The sequence below is a fragment of the Flavobacterium sp. genome (genome assembly GCF_031411595.1).
GTDB lineage: Bacteria > Bacteroidota > Bacteroidia > Flavobacteriales > Flavobacteriaceae > Flavobacterium.
Window position 1 is genome coordinate 40733 of record NZ_JANOBI010000019.1, and the last position, 21769, is coordinate 62501.

Genomic DNA, 21769 nt, shown 5'->3' on the forward strand with positions numbered 1-21769 from the left:
TTTATTCTATCTAATATTGCTTCAGATTATTTAATTAACTTTTTAGTAACATATAATTAATGAAATAATTGGACTAAGATAAACCCCAAATCTATGCCAAAGACAGACCAACAACTCAAGAGTAATGATTGCGGAATCAGCGCAATTAAAACGGTTTTCAATATTTATGAGAAAAGTATTTCTCGTAATTATATCGAAGAAAACATTCCATTAGATCAGAAAGGATCTCGGCTTACCGATTTAAAAACTTTCCTAGACGCTAACGGATTTGATGCTACTTTCAAACTTTTGGATGCCAATTACATCGTAGGCAACGAAGCCAACATCAAAGATTTATTTCCTTTTATTCTTCCTGTAAAACACAAGAATGGTTCACGCTATATTGTAGTCAACGAACTCAAAGGGAAAAAATTTAAAGTCTACGATCCAAATAAAGGAAGTCAGTATTTTTTGTCCTTACAAGAAATCAAAAACAAAGCTTTAAGCAATAAAACCGATTGGGATTTTGCTGAAACTGAAGACAAAATTGTAGCGATTTGTTCGGAAGATCTCAAAGAATACAAAATCAATTTGGATGAAGCCATTAATGAGAATGGTCATGCGACGGTTTTCAATAAATTGACTTATTTCAAATACTTAAAAGAAAGTTTCGGGTTCAAAGATTTCGATGCTGAAAAAAGCTTCTTAACTGATTTATTGAGAAATCAAGAAATTTCAAGTGTTCCGAATAACTTCAAAACATTAGAATTAGAAAAAGGCAAAATCAAAAACAAAGCGCCACTAATTTTAGTAGTCAAATCGAACGAAGAAAAAGAAGCCACAGTTACCTTTCCTGAAGAAACAAAAGGAAGTTTGTATTGGCAACTTTTCAAACAATTGGGCGATTACAAACAACTTTGGTATATCTATATTTTTGCGGCTTTATTCTCTGCAACAACAGCGCAAATAGCCGTATTTACGAATCAGATATTAATTGATAACGTATTACCAACCTACAATTTGAACACCCTTATTTTGTTTGCGGTTGGTTTAGGAATCTATAAAGTATTCGACTTGTTTACGACCTTATACAAAAACTACGTGAGCATTCACTTGGGTAATGCATTAGATCGTTATTTCTTGTTTTCTTTCGATGAAAAAATAAACAGCTCTTCACTGGCTTACATTCATTCATACAAAAAAGGAGATTTGATGGAGCGTGTGAGCGATTCGATGAAACTGAAAACCTTCTTCATGAAGTTTTTTACGGGAATTTTAGTCGATTTGAGTGTCTCTGTTTATTCGTTATTCATATTGTTTTTTATCGATAAAACGCTAACATTAATTGTCTTAGCCGTTATGATATTGTTTGTGGTTTGGTTTAAATTCATCACACCTTATCTCAAACAAAACGAAAGATTGCGTTACATCAGAAAAGCCGATTTCATCTCTAAAATGATGGAAAAAGTGGAAGGAATTCAGGTGATCAAAAGTTTCAAAATTGAACGTTTTCATTCGAATAAAATTTACTCAAGCATCAATGATTATTTGAGAATTCAGTTGCGAAACGGTTATGTTGATTTGGTCAACAAATTCGTTGTGGCCGTGATTATCATCTTCTCATCGGTATTGATTATGGTGTTCTTAACAACATCGGCGATAGAAACACAGATTATTACTTTAGGTCAGATTGTAACTTTCATCGCTTTGTCTTCTAAAATATTTTCTTCTTTGAAAGGCATCTTAGACGATAACATGACCTTGCAGGAAAATGAAGTCATCCTAAAAAGATATTTAGATTTTGATGAAGACACGAAAGTCAGAGCCACTAAAGGCATTAAAGATTTTACGATTGATAAGATTGAATTTCAAGGAATCCATTATGGTTATATGCCGAATGAATTTGTCTTGAAAGACATCAACTTAAAAATCAAAAAAGGGGAGAAAATTAAAATTGAAGGACAAAATGGATCTGGGAAATCTACCTTCAGCAAAATTCTGACAACACTCTATCATCCGGATTCGGGTTCCGTTTTAATCAACAATCGGGATAAGAAATTCTACGATGAAGAGAAAATGAGAGAAAAAATCTTGTTGGTAACCAATGAAGACATCTTGTTTAATGACAGTATTTATAATAATATTGCATTAGGAAAAGACATCGATCTCTCATCCATTCTCGACAAAGCGAAAGATATCAATTTCTATGATTTCATCGCTTCCAAAGAAGACGGTTTGGATTTTATCATCAACGAAAATGGTAAAAACCTTTCTACCGGACAACGTAAAAAAATTCTACTCTTGCGTGCTTTATTCGCCGTAACAGAAATCATTATTCTTGATGAAGTGCTTTCAGGAATGGATATAGAATCTCGAAGCAAAGTAGAAACTTTGATCGATAATGATGGTGATAAAACATACATCATCATTTCACACGAACCTATAAAAAATATTAACTTCACGAAAAAATATAAAATAACCAATGGAGAACTCTACATATTACAACACGAGGTCGATCAATTTTATTAAAATACTTAATAAGATTCTAGTTGCTTTTTTAATTGTTGTTGTTGTATTGATTTTTGCTTTGAGGTTAAACGATACCGTAAGTTTCAAGGAAGGTCAAATCTACTCTGACACACCACAATTGAAAATCAGCGCACCCAACGAAGTCAAAGTTTTGAAAGTTGCCGTCAAAGAAGGGCAAGAAGTCAAAAAAGGCGATACGCTTTTTGTACTGGAAAACAAAAAGACAGAATCTGATTTTAATGTATTAAACACCGACTTAGAATCGAAAACGCACAAGATTGATATCATCAAGAAACTGATTGCCAACACAGACGATCGCAAATCTTCGTTGATTCAATTGTTGCGTATTCAATCGGGTATTTACAAAACCGACCGTAAGAAAACGGCTTTAGAAATTGAAGCGTTGAACAACAAATTGAATTTGTCTTCGCAGCAAAGTTCCATCTTGACCGATAAATTCAAAACCGATTCGATCTTGTTTGCCAAAGGTGCTATTTCTCGATACGAAATGACCGATACGAAAAACAGGAATATCGACGACAAGAAATCGCAAGTCGAAGGAAAATCGAATTACGGTGCTAAAAACTACGATTTCGAGAACCTTTCAAACAATTACAAACGTTCGAAAAACGATTTACAACGCAACATCATTGACGTTGATAATGAATTGCAAAACTACAAACGCGACTTGGTGGAATTGGAAACGCAAATCAAAGACGGAAAATACAACCTGACTTACATCGCAGATGAATTGAAAAAAATGGTGATTTTGAGTACGATTGATGGCACAATATCGAATTTATTCAACGCCAAACAAAACATAGAAATCCTCAGCAAAGGCGATTTGTTGACAATTATTGCACCCAAAAAAGAAGCGTTTTATGCTAAAGTAGTTTTGGATGAAAAAGATTTGGCGTACATCAAAAACGGACAAGAAATCAACTTAAAGTTGGATGCTTACAATTACTATAGATATGGCGCTATCAAAGGAAAAATCACGTATGTTTCACCTTCAGATGTAGATAAAACGTTCTATTGTTTGGCTACTATTAAAAAATACAATCCGCACATCAGCCTCAAAGCAGGATACAAACTCAAAGGCGAAGTGATTATTGAAAGAATGCAACTCTATCAATACATCATCAAAAAATTATTTAACAAGATCGACAATAACGTCAACTAATGAAAAAACGAATACTCATACTGTTTTTTATTGTTTCGAATGTGACATTCGGGCAAGACATGATGTCGTTTCAAGATTGTCTTGACAAAGCCATGGCTAACAATTTGGACTTGAAATCAGCCATCAACAGTGAGCTCATTGCCAAAACGCAATACCGTTCGAGCTATGGAAAATTGCTTCCGAGTATTTACGGAACGGCTGAAAATAAAAATTCTTGGGGCCGTGAAGTGGATCCGAATTCGAATCTTTTCATCAACACCGACATCAAAAATTATGTGGGTTACATCAATGCATCTTACAATCTTTTTGCTGGTTTTACTGCGTTGAATACGATTAAATACACCAAACAAGAATACAAAATCAACCAATCGAATGTTCAGAAAGTAACCAATGAAATGACGATTGACCTCGCTGAAAAATTCATCACGATTTTGTATTTACAAGAAATCATTGCCGCGAATGAAAAGCAAATCGAATCAAGCCAGAAGCAATTAGAATTGGCACAACTAAAATTTGAAGCCGGTACGATTGCCGAAGGCGAAGTGTTTAAAATCAAATCGCAAAAAGCATCGGAAGAACTTAATTTACTTACCAACCAAAATCATTTAACCGACAATATGGTGAGTTTGAAACAGCTGATGAACTTGCCGTTAGATAAGGAAATTACTTTAATCAAACCCATTTTGCAACTCGATGCAAAGGTTGAAACTGAGCAAAACCAATACGATTTAATCAAGCAAGCACTCGATTTGAATCCGTCTTTAGCGATGAGTAAATTCCGAGAAAAAAAGGCGCGAGCAGCATTGGCAATAGCAAGAGCTTCACGTTATCCGGTGTTATCGATGCGGGCGCAATACGGATCGCAATATACTAAAACGCAATATCAGGACAATGAAGAAGATTTGCTTCCGTTTAAAGATCAGTTGAAAAATAATGAAGTGAATATTTTCAGACTCAATTTGGTCGTTCCGATTTTCAGTCAATTGGAAAGTCATTCGAAAATTAAAACTTCGAGAATACAATACAAACAATCGAAAATCGACACGGAAATCAAGCAAAATCAACTTTCAAAAGAAGTCATGAAAGCCATCACGGATACGAAAACTTCGATGAAGAAAAATGAAGCATCTTCAATCGCTTTTGAATTTTCTGAAAAAAGTTACCAAGCGGATGCTTTAAAATTTGAATTGGGGAAAATCAACATCAACGAATTGAATGCAACCAAAGCGAGTTACAATTATTCGCAAGCGCAATTGATTCAATCGAAATACGAATTGTTGTATAATAATGCATTGATTAAATTTTATTTAGGCGAAAAATTTTCTTTGTAAACCTAAATAATTCATAAGAACATTTCCTTTTTAGTGTATATTTGACTGCAACAAACTACAAAGAAATGAAAGCCAAAATAATAGAAAAAGCCTATTTTATTTTTTTATTATTGCTGCCATTTGTTCATTTTTATTTCGTTATTGATCCGGTTTTAATTCCAAGACAACTTTATCTCAGCATTTTTTTATTGGTTGTCGTTTTGTTGTTGTATTTTCCAAAAAACCAACGTTTCATACCTTATAAAAACCCGTTATATATAGCAATTGCGAGTTTTTTATTGCTGTCGATGGTTTCTACTTACGGGAATTTTACTTCAGAAAGTCACTATGTTTTATCGAAACAGTTGGTGATTTTTTCGTTTTTAATCGTCACGATTCATGCGCTTTACAATCAATTAATCGACAGCAATCTTTTAATTAAAGCTTGTATCGGCATCGGTATCATTGCTGCACTTGGTGCCTATTATCATCTTATTAAAAAAACCATCGATGGCGAAGCAATATTCCGACGCGCTGGATTAATTAAAAGTTTTTTTGCTAATAAAAACCTGCTTTCTTCTATACTTTTTCTTTGCTTTCCGTTTTTTTTGATGGGTTTATTACAATCGAAAAAAATCAAAATAATTTCAATCATTGCCATCGTCAGTGCTTTTCCGATGTTGTTACTATTAGGAACCAGAGCCGTTTTGCTGGCTGTAGTGGTTTTTGCATTGGTTGTTGGATGTAGCTATTTAAAAATTAAATACAACATTCGAAAAAGAGTTTTCGGCATTGGAAGCATTGTGCTAGTGCTATTGTCTGTTGTTATTTACACTCATTTTATTATACCAAAAACACAAGAAATTTCGGATTCTAAAAAAAATACTGCTGAGCTATACTTCAGTCGAATTACTAGCCATAAAACCTTGATTTCAAGAACAAAATTTTGGGATAATTCTATATCAATGTGGAAAGAAAATCCGGTTTTGGGTGTTGGTTTAGGCAATTGGCAAGTGAATTTCCCTAAATACGGATTGAATCAATTTGAGGAATTTACTATTACCAACGGCATCGATACTTTGCAACGGCCTCACAATGATTTTTTAACTATTTTATGTGAAAATGGGGTTTTGGGTTTGATGGCTTATTGCTTCATTTTTGGGATTATTTATTATCAATTGTTGTATTTAATCCGGAACACTAAATCGGTTCAAAGATGGAATTTCATTTATATACTCGCCGGCATTTCAGGATATCTTGTAATTTCCTTTTTTGATTTTCCTATGGAAAGAATCGAACATCAAATCCTATTGATGCTTTTCTTTGCGATAACAACATCAAGTTACTATCTGCAAAAAGAGTTGAAATCGGAACCGAAAATGGGTGCTAATATTTTAATGTATTGTGCTGCAGCAGCTTCTTTTTATTCCTTAATAGTTAGTGGTTTTCGATTGAAAGGCGAAATGGAAACCGTGAAAATGTATGCCGCTAAAGCCAATCAGCAATGGGATGAAACTTTATATTATGCCAATAAAGCGAGCAGTTATTTCTATACGATTGATCCGACAAGCATTCCGATTGATTGGTTTAAAGGCATGGCGAGTTTCAATCGAAATGAAATGGATCAAAGTATGGCGTATTTTGAAAGTGCTTATCAAAAAGCACCGTATCAAATTCAGGTGATTAATAACTTAGGCGTTTGTTATGAATATCTAGGCGACAAAGAAAAAGCCAAAGAATATTACTTGAAAGCATTGGCCATTTCAAATACTTTTGAAGAAGCGCGATTGAATTTAGCCGCGACTTATTACAATGAAAAACAATATGATTTGGCATTTGATGTTATTGATAAAATAGAAATAACTTGCCACAATCCAAAATATAAAAAGTATTTAATTCCAATTTTAGCAAAGAAAATCAATATTATTTTAGTCAAAAACAATGACTTGGAATTGTCAAGAAAAATCGCTGAAAAAATTACCAAAAGCAATCATATCTACAATCTTTATTATACTGCTAAACAAAATAATATTTCTTTTGAAGCAGAAGTACTATCATTCAAGCATAAGGAACTTAAAGTGTAAAAGCGGAATATTAAAAAATCATCTTGACTTCTTTAACATCAAAATCCAAAGGCAAGCCTTGGTCGGAAAGCATTTCCAATTGCCCGGTTGCTGTTACGCCGGAAATCATCCCCATAAAAATAGATTGATCTGGTTTTTGAAATGGCATCAATACACCTTTATTAAAAAGTCGATTCGTGTAATTTTCTTTTAACGAAACTGCTGCTGTATTCCAAGATTTTAAAGTCGATTTTAAATTGTCGACAATCAAATGCAACAATACATCTTTGTCAAAAACAGTATTGGTTTGTAATGCTAATGAAGAAGCTTGCGGCAGGTTTTCGAAATGAATTTGATTTACATTGAGTCCAATACCCACAATCGAATCAATCGAATTGTCACTTTTGAAACTGTTTTCAATCAAAATCCCGCCAATTTTCTTATGGTCTGACATAATGTCGTTAGGCCATTTGATGCTGAGTTTCGGAATATTCAAACTTTCTAAACTTTTAATAACCGCCAATGAAACCACAATATTCAAATTAAAAACATCCTTTGAATCTAAAATAAAATCCTTAATCAAAACACTCATAATAAGGTTTTTGCCTACTTCAGAATTCCAAACTGCACCCATTTGACCTTTGCCTTTGGTTTGATTTTCAGCCGTAACGACCGTAAAATTTTCCGCCATTTGCTGCCGCGTTAAATCTTTGAGGAAATCATTTGTAGAATCTATGGCATCGAGTTTGACTAAGCGCATCGGAATTATTTGTAAGTGGGAATTTAATCTTATGTTAAGGTTCAAAATTAATCACAAAAAATGATAACTTTGCAAACATATATAAAATAATAAATGGCGAAAAAGACAATTAATAATGATGTATTATTAGCTAATATCATCAAAGGAATTGAAGAAGTAAAAGGGAACGATATTGACATTTTAGATTTAAGAGAAATAGACAATTCCGCATGTGACTATTTCATTATCTGCAACGGAAATTCAAATACACAAGTTAACGCGATTGTTAACTCCATTCAAAAAACAGTTTCAAAAGCAATCAAAGACAAACCTTGGCATGTAGAAGGTTCGGATAATGCCGAATGGGTGCTTATGGATTATGTTAATATTGTGGTGCATGTATTTCAAAAACACATCCGTGAATACTATAATATCGAAAGCCTTTGGGGCGATGCCAAAATCACTACCATAGAAAATAAATACTAAACCGAAGAAAATGGCCAACGACAATAAACCAAATCCAAATAAATTAAAAGTAAGTCCGTGGTTGCTATATGGCGGCGTCATCTTGCTTTTTTTATTTATAAGCTTTGCTACTGGCGGATCAAACTTTCAGGAATTAGCCAAAACAACTTCGTCTAAATTCAATATGTATTTAGAGCATGGCGACATTCAAAAAGTAATTGTTTACAATAAATCAGAAGCGGAAGTTTACTTAACACCAGAAGCTTTAAAACTTGCCACGCACAAAGCCGTAGCCAAAGATTTATTGAACCGACCAAACACCAAAGGCCCACATTATGTTTTTGATATTGGGAACGATGAAATTTTCCAAAAGAAATTAGAAACGGCAGTGGCTGAAGGAAAATTGAAAGACTACAACTTCTTACCAAAAAGCAATTGGTCGGAAATTTTATTCAACTTATTGCCCATCCTAATCATTGTCGGCATATGGATTTTTATCATGCGACGTATGAGCAGCGGTGGCCCAGGTGGCGGCGGACAAATCTTCAATATTGGAAAATCGAAAGCAAAATTGTTTGATGAGAAAACCGATATCAAAACTACTTTTAAAGATGTTGCTGGATTGGAAGGTGCTAAAGAAGAAATACAAGAAATTGTTGAGTTTTTGAAAAACCCTGAAAAATACACCAATTTGGGTGGGAAAATCCCAAAAGGCGCCTTGTTGGTCGGACCTCCAGGAACCGGAAAAACATTGCTTGCCAAAGCGGTTGCCGGTGAAGCTCAAGTACCTTTTTTCTCCTTGTCAGGTTCTGATTTTGTGGAAATGTTTGTAGGTGTTGGCGCATCGAGAGTGCGCGATTTATTCAAACAAGCGAAAGAAAAATCACCAGCTATTATCTTTATTGATGAAATTGACGCAGTCGGTCGCGCCCGTGGAAAAAACAATTTTTCGGGTGGCAATGACGAACGTGAAAATACCTTGAACCAGCTCTTGACAGAAATGGATGGTTTCGGAACCAATTCGAATGTAATTGTACTTGCCGCAACCAACAGAGCTGATGTTTTAGACAAAGCTTTAATGCGTGCCGGGCGTTTCGACAGACAAATTTTTGTTGATTTACCAGACATTCGTGAAAGAAAAGAAATCTTTGAAGTGCATTTAGCACCACTTAAAAAAGTACCCAATTTAGATACCGACTTTTTAGCCAAACAAACTCCAGGTTTCTCGGGTGCTGATATCGCTAATGTATGTAACGAAGCGGCTTTGATTGCTGCCAGAAACAACAAAGAAGCCGTTGATAAGCAAGATTTCCTTGATGCTGTAGACAGAATTGTCGGCGGATTAGAAAAGAAAAACAAAATCGTGACGCCCGATGAAAAGAAAGCCATTGCGATACACGAAGCTGGACATGCAACAGTAAGTTGGATGTTAGAGCATGCCGCACCTTTAGTGAAAGTGACTATCGTTCCGCGCGGTCAAAGTCTTGGAGCAGCATGGTATTTACCCGAAGAGCGATTGATTGTTCGTCCGGATCAAATGTTGGATGAAATGTGTGCCACTATGGGTGGAAGAGCTGCGGAGAAAGTAACTTTCAATCGAATATCTACAGGTGCTTTGAGCGATTTGGAAAAAGTAACCAAACAAGCTCGAGCGATGGTTACGATTTATGGTTTGAATGAAAAAATCGGAAACGTGACTTATTATGATTCCTCAGGTCAAAGCGAATATAATTTCTCAAAACCTTATTCAGAAGAAACCGCAATGGTCATCGATAAAGAAATTTCAGCATTGATTGAAAGTCAATACGAAAGAGCCATACAAATCTTAGAAGAAAACAAAGATAAATTGAACCAACTTGCTGATATTCTGATAGAAAAGGAAGTGATATTTAAAGATGATTTGGAAGCTATTTTTGGAAAGCGAAAATTCGATTCGAATCTGCAAGAAGAAATGGATTTATAATCTTCAATAAAAAGCGAAAATTTTAAAAAATCTTAATTCAATCTCACATTTGAATTAAGATTTTTTTATCTTTGGATGTTTTCCAAATTATTTTAATAACGAGTACCCCCTATATGAGTCTTTTCAGAAAATTTTTCGGCGCAGGTAATGATTCCTCAGACGAGGAAAAGCAAAGTGAGTTCAACACTCAACAAGCACATTTATCGGCTCCCGCTGATGAAAAGTTCACCTTCAACTTCAAGAAAAACGGTGGTAAATTTTTGTACTGCGAAGATTTAACCGAAGTCAAAGATCATTTTGAACACATACTAGAAGAAAATGATTGGTTTGAATCAGAAGCAGCTTGCTTTGAACCCAAACTATTCACGATGCTCGATGAAAACAAACTCGTTTACAAAAACACTACAGAACCAAAATTCCTTTTGGCTAGTTGCGAAAATCTAATTGCTGACGAAGGCTCCATTCTGTTTTCATCGAATCAAATTAAGCAAAACAAACCCAATGATTTGCCCGTCAATATGGTGATTTTGGCTACTACGAGTCAAATTTTAGAAAGCAAAAGCGATGGTCTCAGAGCCATTAAAAAGAAATACGACAAAGATTATCCGACGAATATCACTACTATAAAATATTTTGAAAAAGCCAAAGAAGAAGACTTTTTACAATATGGTAGTTCTGCAAAAAACTTGTATTTACTTCTTTTAGAAGATCTTTAAAATGAACGAAACTCTAACAAGAGCGCTTTCCGGTGTTTTATATATCGCTATATTAATTTCAGCCACTTTATATCTCAACAGTTTCTTAGCATTATTTGGTATATTGCTAATGCTAACCGTCAGCGAATTTTGTGATCTTGTAAAACTTCCAAAACGCATTGCATTTCCTTTAGCTTTACTGGCTTACATCGCATTTTCTTTTTTCATACAAAATCAAACTATCGATTTCATTTTTTGGATTGTCACTTTTTTTATATCGATAAAAGCCATGTTGTTTTTGTTCGAAAATAAAGAAGCTGATCTCACCATAGCATCAAAGTATTTATACCTGATTGGTTATATCGTTTTCCCCTTTTTATTAATTACCAGATTGCCATTAATTGATACTATCTTCAATCCTAAAATAATTATTGGGTTATTTATCTTAATTTGGATTAATGACACGATGGCTTATGTTGTAGGGAAATCAATAGGAAAAAGAAAGTTGTTTGAACGTATTTCCCCAAAAAAAACCATTGAAGGATTTTTGGGTGGATTGGTTTTCGCGGTTATTTCTAGTGTATTCATTGCACAATATTACATATTTCAACCTATTATCTATTGGGTGATTATCGCAATAATCGTGGGTGTTTTAGGAACTATAGGCGATTTAATCGAATCTAAATTCAAGCGCGTTGCGGGTGTAAAAGACAGCGGAAAAATCATGCCCGGACACGGTGGCATTTTAGACCGCCTCGATAGTATTATATTTGCAGGACCTTTTGTATTTTTGTTGTATCAAATTTTAAATTATGTTTCATAAAGAAGGCGGAAAAATTATTCTGATTGCCACTACCCTAACGGTACTATTTTTATTATTAGCAGATCGATTCATTGATGTTTTTTGGGTAAAAAAAGCAGTCGAAGTTTTAATTGTAATCATGCTATTATTGATATTGCAATTTTTCAGAAATCCAAAAAGAGATGTTGCGATTAATGACAACCATATTATTGCACCGGTTGATGGAAAAGTAGTTGTGATTGAAGAAGTATTCGAAGATGAATATTTTAAAGACAAACGTCTGCAGGTTTCCATATTCATGTCGCCGATTAATGTGCATGTGACACGCTATCCTGTCAATGGAAAAATTAATTTCAGTAAATACCATCCCGGAAAATATTTGGTAGCATGGCATCCAAAAGCCAGTACTGAAAACGAAAGAACCACTGTCGTAGTGGAGAATCGTATTTTCGGAGAAATTTTATACCGCCAAATCGCCGGAGCACTAGCCCGAAGAATAGTCAATTATGCGGAAACCGGAATGCAAGTCGTTCAAGGAACCGATGCCGGATTTATAAAATTTGGTTCAAGAGTCGATTTATTTTTACCTTTAGGTACCGAAATCAACGTCAAACTCAACGAAGTTGCTGTTGGTGGAAAAACCATTATTGCTATAAAAACTGCATGACCACAAAAGATTTAAATACACGTTTTGAAGAAGCCGTTGCTATTGCAGACGACATGTCGCAAGCATCGCTTCCACAAGATGTACAATTGCGTTTGTATGCTTATTATAAGCAAGCTACATTCGGTACTTTAGATCCTTCCAAAACCAATACGTATCATATTCGAGATGCATTCAAAACCAATGCTTGGATGCAAATTAGTCATTTGTCTTCCGACGAAGCTAAAGAATTATACATTGAAGCTATTTTAGCACTAGCCAAAAAATAAAATCCATGAAACAAAAACACTTCATTTTCATAAGCGTAATTTGCCTTGTGTTGGTTTCTTGCAATAACAAAAAACTAACAGAAGTTGTCGAAGTTCCGCTTCCATCAAAAGAAGAAAAAATGCTCATTGGAAGCCCAGAAGATGTTAAAGCTGACGACGGAACTTTCAAAATGGTGGCGCTACCATATAGTTATGAAGCCTTAGCACCCAATATTGATGCACTTACAATGGAGTTGCATTATTCTAAACATTACCTCACGTATACCAACAATTTAAACAAAGCCATTGCGGGAACAGAACTCGATCAATTATCGATAGAAGAAGTGCTAAAAAAACTGGATGTAAGCAATGCCGATTTAAGAAACAATGCCGGTGGTTACTACAATCACAGTTTATTTTGGGAAAACATGGCTTCGAAACCTGCCGCAAAACCTAAAGATAGTTTGGCTGTGGCGATTAATAGAGATTTTGGATCTTTTGAAGGTTTCAGAACGCAATTTGAAGATGCCGCTTCGAAGCAATTTGGTTCGGGTTGGGCTTGGCTGGTTACTGATAAAGCCGGAAAATTACAAATCACAAGCACCGCCAATCAAGACAATCCTTTGATGTCGAATGCTGTGATAAAAGGCACTCCGATTTTGGCTTTAGATGTTTGGGAACATGCGTATTACTTGAACTATCAATACAAACGCAAAAAATATATTGATGCGTTTTTTAATGTGATTAATTGGAAAAAAGTTGGGGAGCGTTATGACGAAGCCATTAAAAACTAATTAGAATTACCACATGTTAATCAAAAGAATTATACTCGCTGCGATTGCCGTTTTTTTATCCGGTAGCCTTCACAGCCAAATCCAATTCGCCCCTTTTGCGGCTACAGTCACCGGATCTTCGGCAGATGCAGTAGCAATTGGAGATCTCAATAACGACGGATTGAATGACGTTGCATTGGGTAATGGTTTCTATTTCGACCTCGAAAACGATTACCGTATTTTAGTATACTTGCAAAATACGGCAGGCAATCTCGATGCGCCGGCAAAATACCCTTACCAATCGACAAGCTCGGGAGCAAACATTACTTCATTGAAAATCATCGATCTTAATAATGATTCACGCAATGATGTTGTTTTGGGCTATGGTACGAAAATCGGCATTCTCTATCAGAACGACTCGGGCACACTTGATGCTTTGACAGAAATAGAAACCAACCTGTCGGTGAATTCCCTCGAAGTGAGCGATCTCAATAACGATACGCTTCCCGATATTGCTATCAGCACAAGCTATCAGCAGGATTTAAAAGTTTTTTTTCAATCTTCTCCGGGTACTTTCTACGCCGTTACCTTTCCCAAACCAGCAGTACCATACAGGGAAATGGCCGTAGCAGACATGAATAATGATGGACTTAAAGACCTTGTTTATGCAACAACTGCAAGCATCCATATTTATTATCAAAACAACACAGGCAGTTTCGGTAATCATACCGAATATGATGCGCCAATGATAAGCGGTTCATCGCCATACCTATACGGCATTGCAGTAGGCGATTTAAACAACGACGGCCTCATTGATATTGCGGCAACCAATTATGGAAATGTGCCACGCAGCAAAATAATCATTTGGTATCAGAATGCATCCGGATTATTGGATGACGTGATTTTGGTTGATGCTTATGATTGCGTCGAGCCCATCGCTATTGCTGATTTGAATAACGATTCAAAAAATGAAATCATCGTTGTAAACGGCGGTGCTTTACGCGTAAGTTGCTACGAGCAGGATAGCAACAACCTGTTTTACAATTATACCAATCACGCTATTCCTTATGCTACGCATTACGATATTGATGGGCTGGCCGTGGGCGATGTCAATAATGATGGTGGCAAAGACTTGGCCATCGCTGATTACAACAACGGATTGGTGATTCTCAGAAATACCTCTACGCTTGCGGCAGCACAATTTCTGGAGCAGCAGACAGTAGTTTATCCTAATCCTGCAACCGACGAACTCACAATCGACTTGAGTGAATTTTCTACTATAAAATCTATTGCATTATTCAACGCTTCCGGAGCGCAGCTTATGACAAAAAATTGGGAAGGAACTGCCCAAACCGCGTCACTTTATTTGGGTGATTTGGCTTCAGGCATTTATTTCCTGAAAATTATTTTACCACATCAGGTAGTCAACCAAAAAATCATCAAGCGATAAAAAAATCCCGATGTCATAGTCACACCGGGATTTTTCTATTATTTCAAACCTGCTAAACTCTGCTGAATTGTAGCAATTTTGGCAAGCGCATCGGCTTCTTTTTTGCGTTCCATTTCGAGGACCTTTTCCGGTGCACCACCTACAAACTTTTCGTTCGATAATTTGGCCTGAACCGATTTTAAAAAACCTTGATTATAATTCAATTCCTCTGTCAGTTTTTTGATTTCTTCATCGACATTGATTGCACCAGTAATCGGAATAAAATATTCATTTGATTTTACGCGGAATGATAAAGTACCATCAACTTTTTCATTCACGTAGGTGTAGTCTGAAATATTCCCCAATTTGGTAATTACCGAATCGAAATAAGTTGTGCTTTTATCATTGTTGATGACTTTGAGTTCAATCGCATCCTTGAACGGAATATTCTTTTCTTTTCTAATCGTTCTTATTCCGGAAATCACTTCGATAGTCGTTTCGAAATCTGAAATTAAGTTTGCGTTGAAAGCTTTTGGTTTTGGCCATTCTGAGATAATCAAAGCTTCTTCAGTATTTCTTTGCGCTGTAATCTGCCAAATTTCTTCGGTTAAGAAAGGCATAAACGGGTGCAATAATTTCAAATTGCTTTCGAGCATTTCAATCGCTTTATCGAACGTAACTTTATCAATAGGTTGTTGGTATGCCGGTTTAATCATTTCTAAAAACCAAGAGCAGAAATCATCCCAAACCAATTTGTAAATCGACATTAAAGCATCTGAAATTCTGTATTTTTCGAAATGGTCTTCAATTTCCAATAGCGTTTGTTGCAATTTCGCTTCATACCATTCGATGGCTACTTTAGACGATTCAGGTTGTGGAATTGCACTGGAAACTTCCCAACCTTGAATGAGTCGGAACGCATTCCATATTTTATTCGAGAATGCTTTTCCTTGGTTGCACAACTCCTCATCGAACATGATGTCGTTTCCGGCTGAAGCACTTAAAAGCAATCCAACACGAACGCCATCGGCTCCGAATTTATCAATCAGATCTAATGGGTCAGGTGAATTTCCAAGTGATTTTGACATTTTACGACGGTGTTTATCACGCACCAATCCTGTTAAATATACATTCGTAAAAGGTTTTTTCCCGGTGTATTCATAACCCGCGATGATCATTCGCGCTACCCAGAAGAATAAAATATCGGGGCCGGTTACCAAATCATTCGTTGGGTAATAATATTTAAAATCTTCGCTTTCGGGATCCATGATACCACCGAAAACTGCCATAGGCCATAACCAAGATGAAAACCAAGTATCTAACGCGTCAACATCTTGTGTTAAGTTGTCGGTTGTCAATTGTTGGTTGCCGGTTTTAGATTTTGCTAAGATTAGTGCTTCCTCGATAGATTCAGCTACTACGAAATCTTCTTTTCCGTCGCCGTAATAGTAAGCAGGAATTTGTTGTCCCCACCAAAGTTGGCGTGAGATATTCCAATCGCGGATATTTTCTAACCAATGACGATAAGTGTTGTCAAATTTTTTTGGATATAATTTTATTTCTTCGGTTTCTAATACCGCTGTGATGGCAGGCTTAACGAGTTCTTCCATTTTCAAAAACCATTGATCGGACAAACGTGGTTCGATTACGGCTTTGGTTCTTTCAGATGTTCCTACTTTATTGATATGGCTTTCTGTTTTGGCTAACGCACCTAAAGTTTCCAATTCTTTGGCGATGGCTTCGCGTACTACGAAACGATCTTGCCCTTGGTAATGCAATCCGAAACTATTTAAAGTAGCGTCTTCATTGAAGATATCTACAATCTCTAAGTTGTGCTTCTCGCCCAGCGTTCGGTCATTCATATCGTGCGCTGGTGTTACTTTTAGGCAACCTGTTCCGAATTCTATATCAACATATTCGTCTTCGATAATTGGAATCACTCTTCCACAAATAGGAACGATGGTTTTTTTTCCTTTTAAATGTTGAAAACGTTCGTCGTTTGGGTTGATACAAATCGCAGTATCACCGAAAATGGTTTCTGGACGTGTTGTGGCAATCGTCAGAAAGTCTTCGCTGCCTTCGATTTTATAGTTTAGGAAATAGAGTTTTCCTTGTTGTTCTTCGTAGATTACTTCTTCGTCTGACAAAGTCGTTTTGGCTTCTGGATCCCAGTTGACCATGCGGTAACCGCGATAGATGTAACCTTTATTATATAAGTCTACAAAAGAGCGAATTACGGAAGCTGACATGTCAGGATCCATGGTGAATTTGGTTCGGTTCCAATCGCAAGAGCAGCCCAATTGTTTGAGTTGTTCGAGGATTACACCACCGTATTTGTCTGTCCAATCCCACGCGTGTTTTAGAAATTCTTCGCGTGTCAAATCGTTTTTATTAATGCCTTCAGCTTTGAGTTTAGCAACTACTTTGGCTTCGGTAGCAATCGATGCATGATCGGTTCCCGGCACCCAACAAGCGTTGAAACCTTTTAATCTGGCGCGACGAATGAGTACGTCTTGAATCGTATTGTTGAGCATGTGCCCCATGTGTAAAACGCCGGTCACGTTGGGTGGCGGGATTACGATGGTGTAAGGTGTTCTATGGTCGGGCGTGGAATGAAAATAGTTGTTTTTCATCCAGTAGTTGTACCATTTTTGCTCTATGGTTTTGGCATCGAATTGCGCTGGAATTGTCATGTTTTGTTTAATCGTTTAATTGTTTAATCGTGTAATCGTTGATTCGTTACGAAAAACTTGTTGGTATTGATGTGGCCCTAGCCCCGATAGAAGGGAAAATCCTTGGCATTGGGAGATTGCCGCGCAAGCTCGCAATGACAAGATTGGAATGATAGCGGGAAATAGCTCCTGACAAAACAACCAACTGGTATGCTTATTGGTAACCGTGCAAAAGTAAATAAAAAATTAAGAAATAATTATTTGCACATTAACGAAAACAAAGTATTTTTACTCAACTTAAAAAATAACCCTGATGAAAAAATTAATACTATTGCTCGCATTTGTTGGTTTTGCTTTTTCGGCTGCAGCTCAAGGTGCCAAAATAGAATTTATGGCTAAGGACAACACCGTAGATTACGGGACAATATATAGAGATACCGATAGTGGATTGCGGACTTTTGAATTTAAAAATACGGGAGACGCGCCATTGATTATTACGAATGTGCAATCGACTTGCGGTTGTACGGTGCCGTCGAAACCTACGGAGCCTGTGATGCCGGGAAAAACCGGGAAGATTGATGTGAAATATAATATGAGTCCGGGGCCAATCAGAAAAACCATTACGGTCGAATCGAATGCAGTGAATGTAGAAGGCGGGCGTGTTGCGATTAAGATTAAAGGTGAAGTACTTGTGAAAGAGGAAGTCAATATTTTGGAAAAGAAAAAAGGAATTATTTCTAGTGATAATTAGGGAAAGGAGCTTCGGAAGAGGCTCTTTTTTTTGCTGAGTTGGCTGACCCGAGCGAGTATTACGATGCGAATTGTATGGAGCGCAGTGGAATAAGTTTCTGAGGTGAAAAATAGGAAACTTTGCGGTTTTGTGTCTTTGTGGTGATTTTTTTTATAAAATACTTTTGAGTTGGAATTTGAACTTTAGGGTTTTTCCGCCTCGTTCGATCGTGAAATTTAGCCATCTGCCTTCGTCGGATTTTAATAAATCATTGAGGGCTTGTAAAGAATATCGGTATGCTTCCATACTATTGATTGAGATGATTAAATCTCCTGCTTGCAATCCACAGGCTTCGGCTGGTGAGTTTTTTCTAACGCTGACAATGGTGTAAATGGGTTTTAAGGTGAATTTATATTTGAAGTTGTTGTCGGTTTTCTCTCCCGTATTGTCGAAACTGATTCCATTATCAACCGTGTTGAGGGTTACGGTTTCCTGAACCCATTGCATGCCTTCGTTTTGGAGTTCAATACCGCTCATATTGTAAGTAAAATTATCGCTATAATAGCGGCTTTTTTTGAGCAGCATTTTTTCATGACTATAATCGAAGATAATATTAAATCGTTTTAATATTTCACCACCAACAGAACCTACCCGATTGGGAACCATATTGACACTTTTTATAGATGCTATTCCGGGAAAGGAAACTATTGGGTCGGCAAATTCGAAATTCTGTAATTTGAATTTTGAAATTTTAGATCGGTAGCCATTGATGTCGCCACTGAAGCCTCTGCCTAAATAATCTTCAAATTTTGTTTCGGGAATAGAGATGTTTCTTTCCGCATTTTCAAACAACCAAATTGGGTCGCTGTTTCCCAAATCGATTAATAGTTTAGCATTGATTTCTTTATCATTGAGTGTCACATCAGCGTTGATGTAAGGTTTGTTTTTTTCGATAGTAATGGGAAAAGCAGTGAATTGCTTTTTTATTCTTTTCTCCAATCTGTCATTGTCTTTATAAACGATTATTTTTTTTCTGTTGTAATTGATTTCCACCAAATTATTTTCAAAAAAATGGTACCCAATAATGCCATTGACGGGAATACCAATGTGCGAAGAAAAATTAAAATCCTGATCCAATACGATATAAACATCGTGGTGTCGGTCGATAAGGCCTTTGAATGACAACGTATTATTAGATGATTTCAAACCTTCGATGGCTTCATTATCACCCAATCCACGAAGTTTTATTTTCTTGACATTGTTGAAACGCACTTCGGTTTTGTCTTCAAGACTGAGCAAGATGGTTTCTTCAACGCCGGAATCTAAAAGAAAATTAAGTTCAACACCATTGACTTCAATCGGTATAAAAATCAAATTATTAATCAATTGAAACGGAATAACCACTTTGTCTTTATTGGATTCAAATTGAAATCCGGATTGCGCCAAAACAGCCATTGGGCACATCGTGAAAAATAAAATTAGATACCGGATAGTCATAAATTATATTTCTCTAAAATTAAATAAAAAAAGGATTGCTGACTATTTTAATAATATAAACTAAAACAATTGGCGTACTCTTAAAAAATTCGCAAATTTGCAGCACTAAAAAACAATTCACCATGCCAAAAGTATCCAACAAAGGAAAGCAAATGCCGGAATCTCCTATTCGAAAATTGGTTCCTTATGCCGATATCGCTAAGAAAAAAGGCCATAAAGTATATCATTTAAATATTGGTCAACCCGACATCAAAACGCCTGAAGTGGCGATGAATTCTATCAAAAACTTAGACATTAAAGTTTTAGAATACAGCCATTCTGCAGGTTTTGAAAGCTACAGAACCAAACTGTCGCAATACTATAAAAATCACAGACTACCGATAGAGGTTGCCGACATCATCATCACAACCGGTGGTTCCGAAGCATTGCTTTTCGCCATGGGAAGCACGATGGATCAAGGCGATGAAATTATTATTCCCGAGCCTTTCTACGCCAATTACAACGGATTCTCAACAGCTTCGGGCGTAAAAGTAATTCCTGTAATTTCAACGATTGATACGGGTTTTGCCTTACCTCCTATTGCTGATTTTGAAAAATTAATCACACCGAAAACCAAAGCCATACTCATATGCAATCCCGGAAATCCAACTGGGTATTTATATTCGAAAGAAGAAATGCAGCAATTGGCGGAACTCGTAAAAAAATACGATTTGTTTTTGATTGCGGATGAAGTATACCGCGAATTCACTTACGACGGAGACATTCACTATTCAGTTATGAATATTCCCGGACTCGAAGAAAACGCCATTATGATCGACTCGGTTTCCAAAAGATACAGCATGTGCGGCGCAAGAATCGGCTGCATCGTTTCTAAAAATAAAGAACTCATGGCTACAGCGATGAAGTTTGCCCAAGCGCGTTTGAGTCCACCCACATTTGCCCAAATCGCCAGTGAAGCCGCACTCGATACACCACAAAGCTATTTCGATGAAGTTATCACAGAATACCGCGAAAGACGCGATACGCTGATTGCGGAGTTGCAAAAAATCGACGGTGTAAAAGTCGCCAAACCAAAAGGGGCTTTTTATTGCATCGCCCAACTTCCAATCGACAACGCCGATCAATTCGCACAATGGCTTTTAGAATCTTACGATTTAAACAAAGAAACCGTAATGGTCGCGCCGGCTGCCGGATTTTATTCTACACCAAACGTCGGTCTCAACGAAGTGCGCATTGCGTATGTTTTGAAAAAAGAAGATTTGATTCGTTCTGTACAGATTTTAAAAGACGCGATTGAGGTTTATAACGCTCGTAATTAGGAGCTGTTTCCCGCTATCATTCCAATCTTGTCATTGCGAGCTTGCGCGGCAATCTCCCAATGCCAAGGATTTTCCCTTCTATCAGGGCTAGGGCAATCTGCTAATTACAACATCATCCAATAAAAAAAGCAACTCTTATCAAGTTGCTTTTTTTTATTACTAATGATTTCACTTATCGTTTCAAAGCAAAATGCGATTTGAATTCTTTAGATTCCCCATTCTCTTTATAGAAAACCCTAAACCAATAATCTGTTGAAGGTAGGTTTAAACCATTAAGTGTTCCATCCCAACCTTTTCCTATCACAGACTGTTCTTTGATTAATTTACCGTAGCGATCGAAAATATAAATATAAGCTTCGGGCTGATCAGATGCGATTTCAGAAATATTCCATGTGTCGTTATAACCATCATTATTTGGTGTGAAGAATCTTGGGAAATTCACAATTCTAAACGTAGCTTGTGCTGTGCCACAACCGTATTTGTCTTTCACCGTAATGGTGTGGTTTCCTGAGAATAAATTCGTAAAGAAAGCATCTTCTTGAAACAATCCAGTATCCAATTGGTACAAATAATCGCCCGGTGGCGTAACATTAATAGTCACCATTTGATTGTCCTCGAAGAAACTCGTTACCGAAGTAAATACTTGCGATGGCGGTAATGAAGGAACTATCGTGGCGCTTGCAGTATTAACACATCCAGTGTATACATT

18 protein-coding genes are annotated in these 21769 nt (G+C 36.5%); 14 read left to right on the forward strand and 4 right to left on the reverse strand.

Translation table 11 applies throughout. The annotated features are described in order from the left end of the window. Positions 1 to 93: 93 nt before the first annotated feature. The 4 genes from RMO03_RS03215 to RMO03_RS03230 all read left to right on the forward strand — a co-directional run bounded on the left by RMO03_RS03215 (position 94) and on the right by RMO03_RS03230 (position 7085). Positions 94 to 2508, forward strand: a complete 2415-nt coding sequence (locus tag RMO03_RS03215; RefSeq protein WP_309640643.1) for an ATP-binding cassette domain-containing protein — start codon at positions 94 to 96, stop codon at positions 2506 to 2508. Further along, on the forward strand, positions 2462 to 3691 hold the full coding sequence (locus tag RMO03_RS03220) for an HlyD family efflux transporter periplasmic adaptor subunit (RefSeq protein ID WP_309640644.1): 1230 nt from the start codon (positions 2462 to 2464) through the stop codon (positions 3689 to 3691). The genes RMO03_RS03215 and RMO03_RS03220 overlap by 47 nt, the downstream gene beginning before the upstream one ends. Next, on the forward strand, positions 3691 to 5022 hold the full coding sequence (locus RMO03_RS03225) for a TolC family protein (RefSeq protein WP_309640645.1): 1332 nt from the start codon (positions 3691 to 3693) through the stop codon (positions 5020 to 5022). Before RMO03_RS03220 ends, RMO03_RS03225 begins: the two co-directional genes overlap by 1 nt. Before the next feature lie 65 nt (positions 5023 to 5087). Continuing rightward, positions 5088 to 7085 (forward strand): O-antigen ligase family protein, encoded by a 1998-nt coding sequence (locus RMO03_RS03230; RefSeq protein ID WP_309640646.1) that lies wholly within the window; start codon positions 5088 to 5090, stop codon positions 7083 to 7085. A gap of 10 nt (positions 7086 to 7095) precedes the next feature. On the opposite strand, the gene RMO03_RS03235 is transcribed toward RMO03_RS03230, so the two are convergent. After that, positions 7096 to 7824: a biotin--[acetyl-CoA-carboxylase] ligase gene (locus RMO03_RS03235; protein ID WP_309640647.1), complete on the reverse strand. Its 729-nt coding sequence runs from the start codon at positions 7822 to 7824 to the stop codon at positions 7096 to 7098. Between the two features lie 93 nt (positions 7825 to 7917). Here RMO03_RS03235 and rsfS point away from each other — a divergent pair, with 93 nt between their 5' ends. The 8 genes from rsfS to RMO03_RS03275 all read left to right on the forward strand — a co-directional run bounded on the left by rsfS (position 7918) and on the right by RMO03_RS03275 (position 14863). Next, positions 7918 to 8289, forward strand: coding sequence for a ribosome silencing factor (gene rsfS / locus RMO03_RS03240; RefSeq protein WP_309640648.1), 372 nt, complete (start codon positions 7918 to 7920; stop codon positions 8287 to 8289). A 10-nt stretch (positions 8290 to 8299) separates the two neighbouring features. Further along, the gene (gene ftsH, locus RMO03_RS03245) at positions 8300 to 10231 is read left to right on the forward strand and encodes an ATP-dependent zinc metalloprotease FtsH (RefSeq protein ID WP_309640649.1); all 1932 of its coding nucleotides are present in this window, start codon (positions 8300 to 8302) and stop codon (positions 10229 to 10231) included. A 113-nt stretch (positions 10232 to 10344) separates the two neighbouring features. Next, on the forward strand, positions 10345 to 10947 hold the full coding sequence (locus tag RMO03_RS03250; RefSeq protein WP_309640650.1) for a lactate utilization protein B/C: 603 nt from the start codon (positions 10345 to 10347) through the stop codon (positions 10945 to 10947). 1 nt (position 10948) lies between these two features. After that, positions 10949 to 11749, forward strand: a complete 801-nt coding sequence (locus RMO03_RS03255) for a phosphatidate cytidylyltransferase (protein WP_309640651.1) — start codon at positions 10949 to 10951, stop codon at positions 11747 to 11749. Continuing rightward, positions 11739 to 12395, forward strand: coding sequence for a phosphatidylserine decarboxylase family protein (locus RMO03_RS03260; RefSeq protein WP_309640652.1), 657 nt, complete (start codon positions 11739 to 11741; stop codon positions 12393 to 12395). Before RMO03_RS03255 ends, RMO03_RS03260 begins: the two co-directional genes overlap by 11 nt. Beyond that, on the forward strand, positions 12392 to 12661 hold the full coding sequence (locus RMO03_RS03265) for an acyl-CoA-binding protein (RefSeq protein WP_309640653.1): 270 nt from the start codon (positions 12392 to 12394) through the stop codon (positions 12659 to 12661). The genes RMO03_RS03260 and RMO03_RS03265 overlap by 4 nt, the downstream gene beginning before the upstream one ends. Before the next feature lie 5 nt (positions 12662 to 12666). Continuing rightward, positions 12667 to 13434 (forward strand): superoxide dismutase, encoded by a 768-nt coding sequence (locus RMO03_RS03270; RefSeq protein ID WP_309640654.1) that lies wholly within the window; start codon positions 12667 to 12669, stop codon positions 13432 to 13434. Between the two features lie 13 nt (positions 13435 to 13447). Next, positions 13448 to 14863, forward strand: a complete 1416-nt coding sequence (locus RMO03_RS03275) for a T9SS type A sorting domain-containing protein (protein WP_309640655.1) — start codon at positions 13448 to 13450, stop codon at positions 14861 to 14863. Positions 14864 to 14901: 38 nt separating this feature from the next. Here RMO03_RS03275 and RMO03_RS03280 read toward each other — a convergent pair whose 3' ends face one another. Continuing rightward, a complete protein-coding gene (locus RMO03_RS03280) occupies positions 14902 to 17535 on the reverse strand; it encodes a valine--tRNA ligase (protein WP_309640656.1) in 2634 nt (877 codons plus the stop codon). A 292-nt stretch (positions 17536 to 17827) separates the two neighbouring features. Here RMO03_RS03280 and RMO03_RS03285 point away from each other — a divergent pair, with 292 nt between their 5' ends. Beyond that, complete coding sequence (locus RMO03_RS03285) at positions 17828 to 18265, forward strand: DUF1573 domain-containing protein (protein WP_309640657.1); 438 nt, start codon at positions 17828 to 17830, stop codon at positions 18263 to 18265. A 150-nt stretch (positions 18266 to 18415) separates the two neighbouring features. Here RMO03_RS03285 and RMO03_RS03290 read toward each other — a convergent pair whose 3' ends face one another. Next, positions 18416 to 19741: a PDZ domain-containing protein gene (locus tag RMO03_RS03290; RefSeq protein WP_309640658.1), complete on the reverse strand. Its 1326-nt coding sequence runs from the start codon at positions 19739 to 19741 to the stop codon at positions 18416 to 18418. Between the two features lie 122 nt (positions 19742 to 19863). Between RMO03_RS03290 and RMO03_RS03295 the strand changes: the two genes are divergently transcribed. After that, positions 19864 to 21060: a pyridoxal phosphate-dependent aminotransferase gene (locus tag RMO03_RS03295; protein ID WP_309640659.1), complete on the forward strand. Its 1197-nt coding sequence runs from the start codon at positions 19864 to 19866 to the stop codon at positions 21058 to 21060. A gap of 172 nt (positions 21061 to 21232) precedes the next feature. On the opposite strand, the gene RMO03_RS03300 is transcribed toward RMO03_RS03295, so the two are convergent. Continuing rightward, a partial coding sequence (locus tag RMO03_RS03300) for a T9SS type B sorting domain-containing protein (protein ID WP_309640660.1) occupies positions 21233 to 21769 on the reverse strand: 537 nt, incomplete at its 5' end.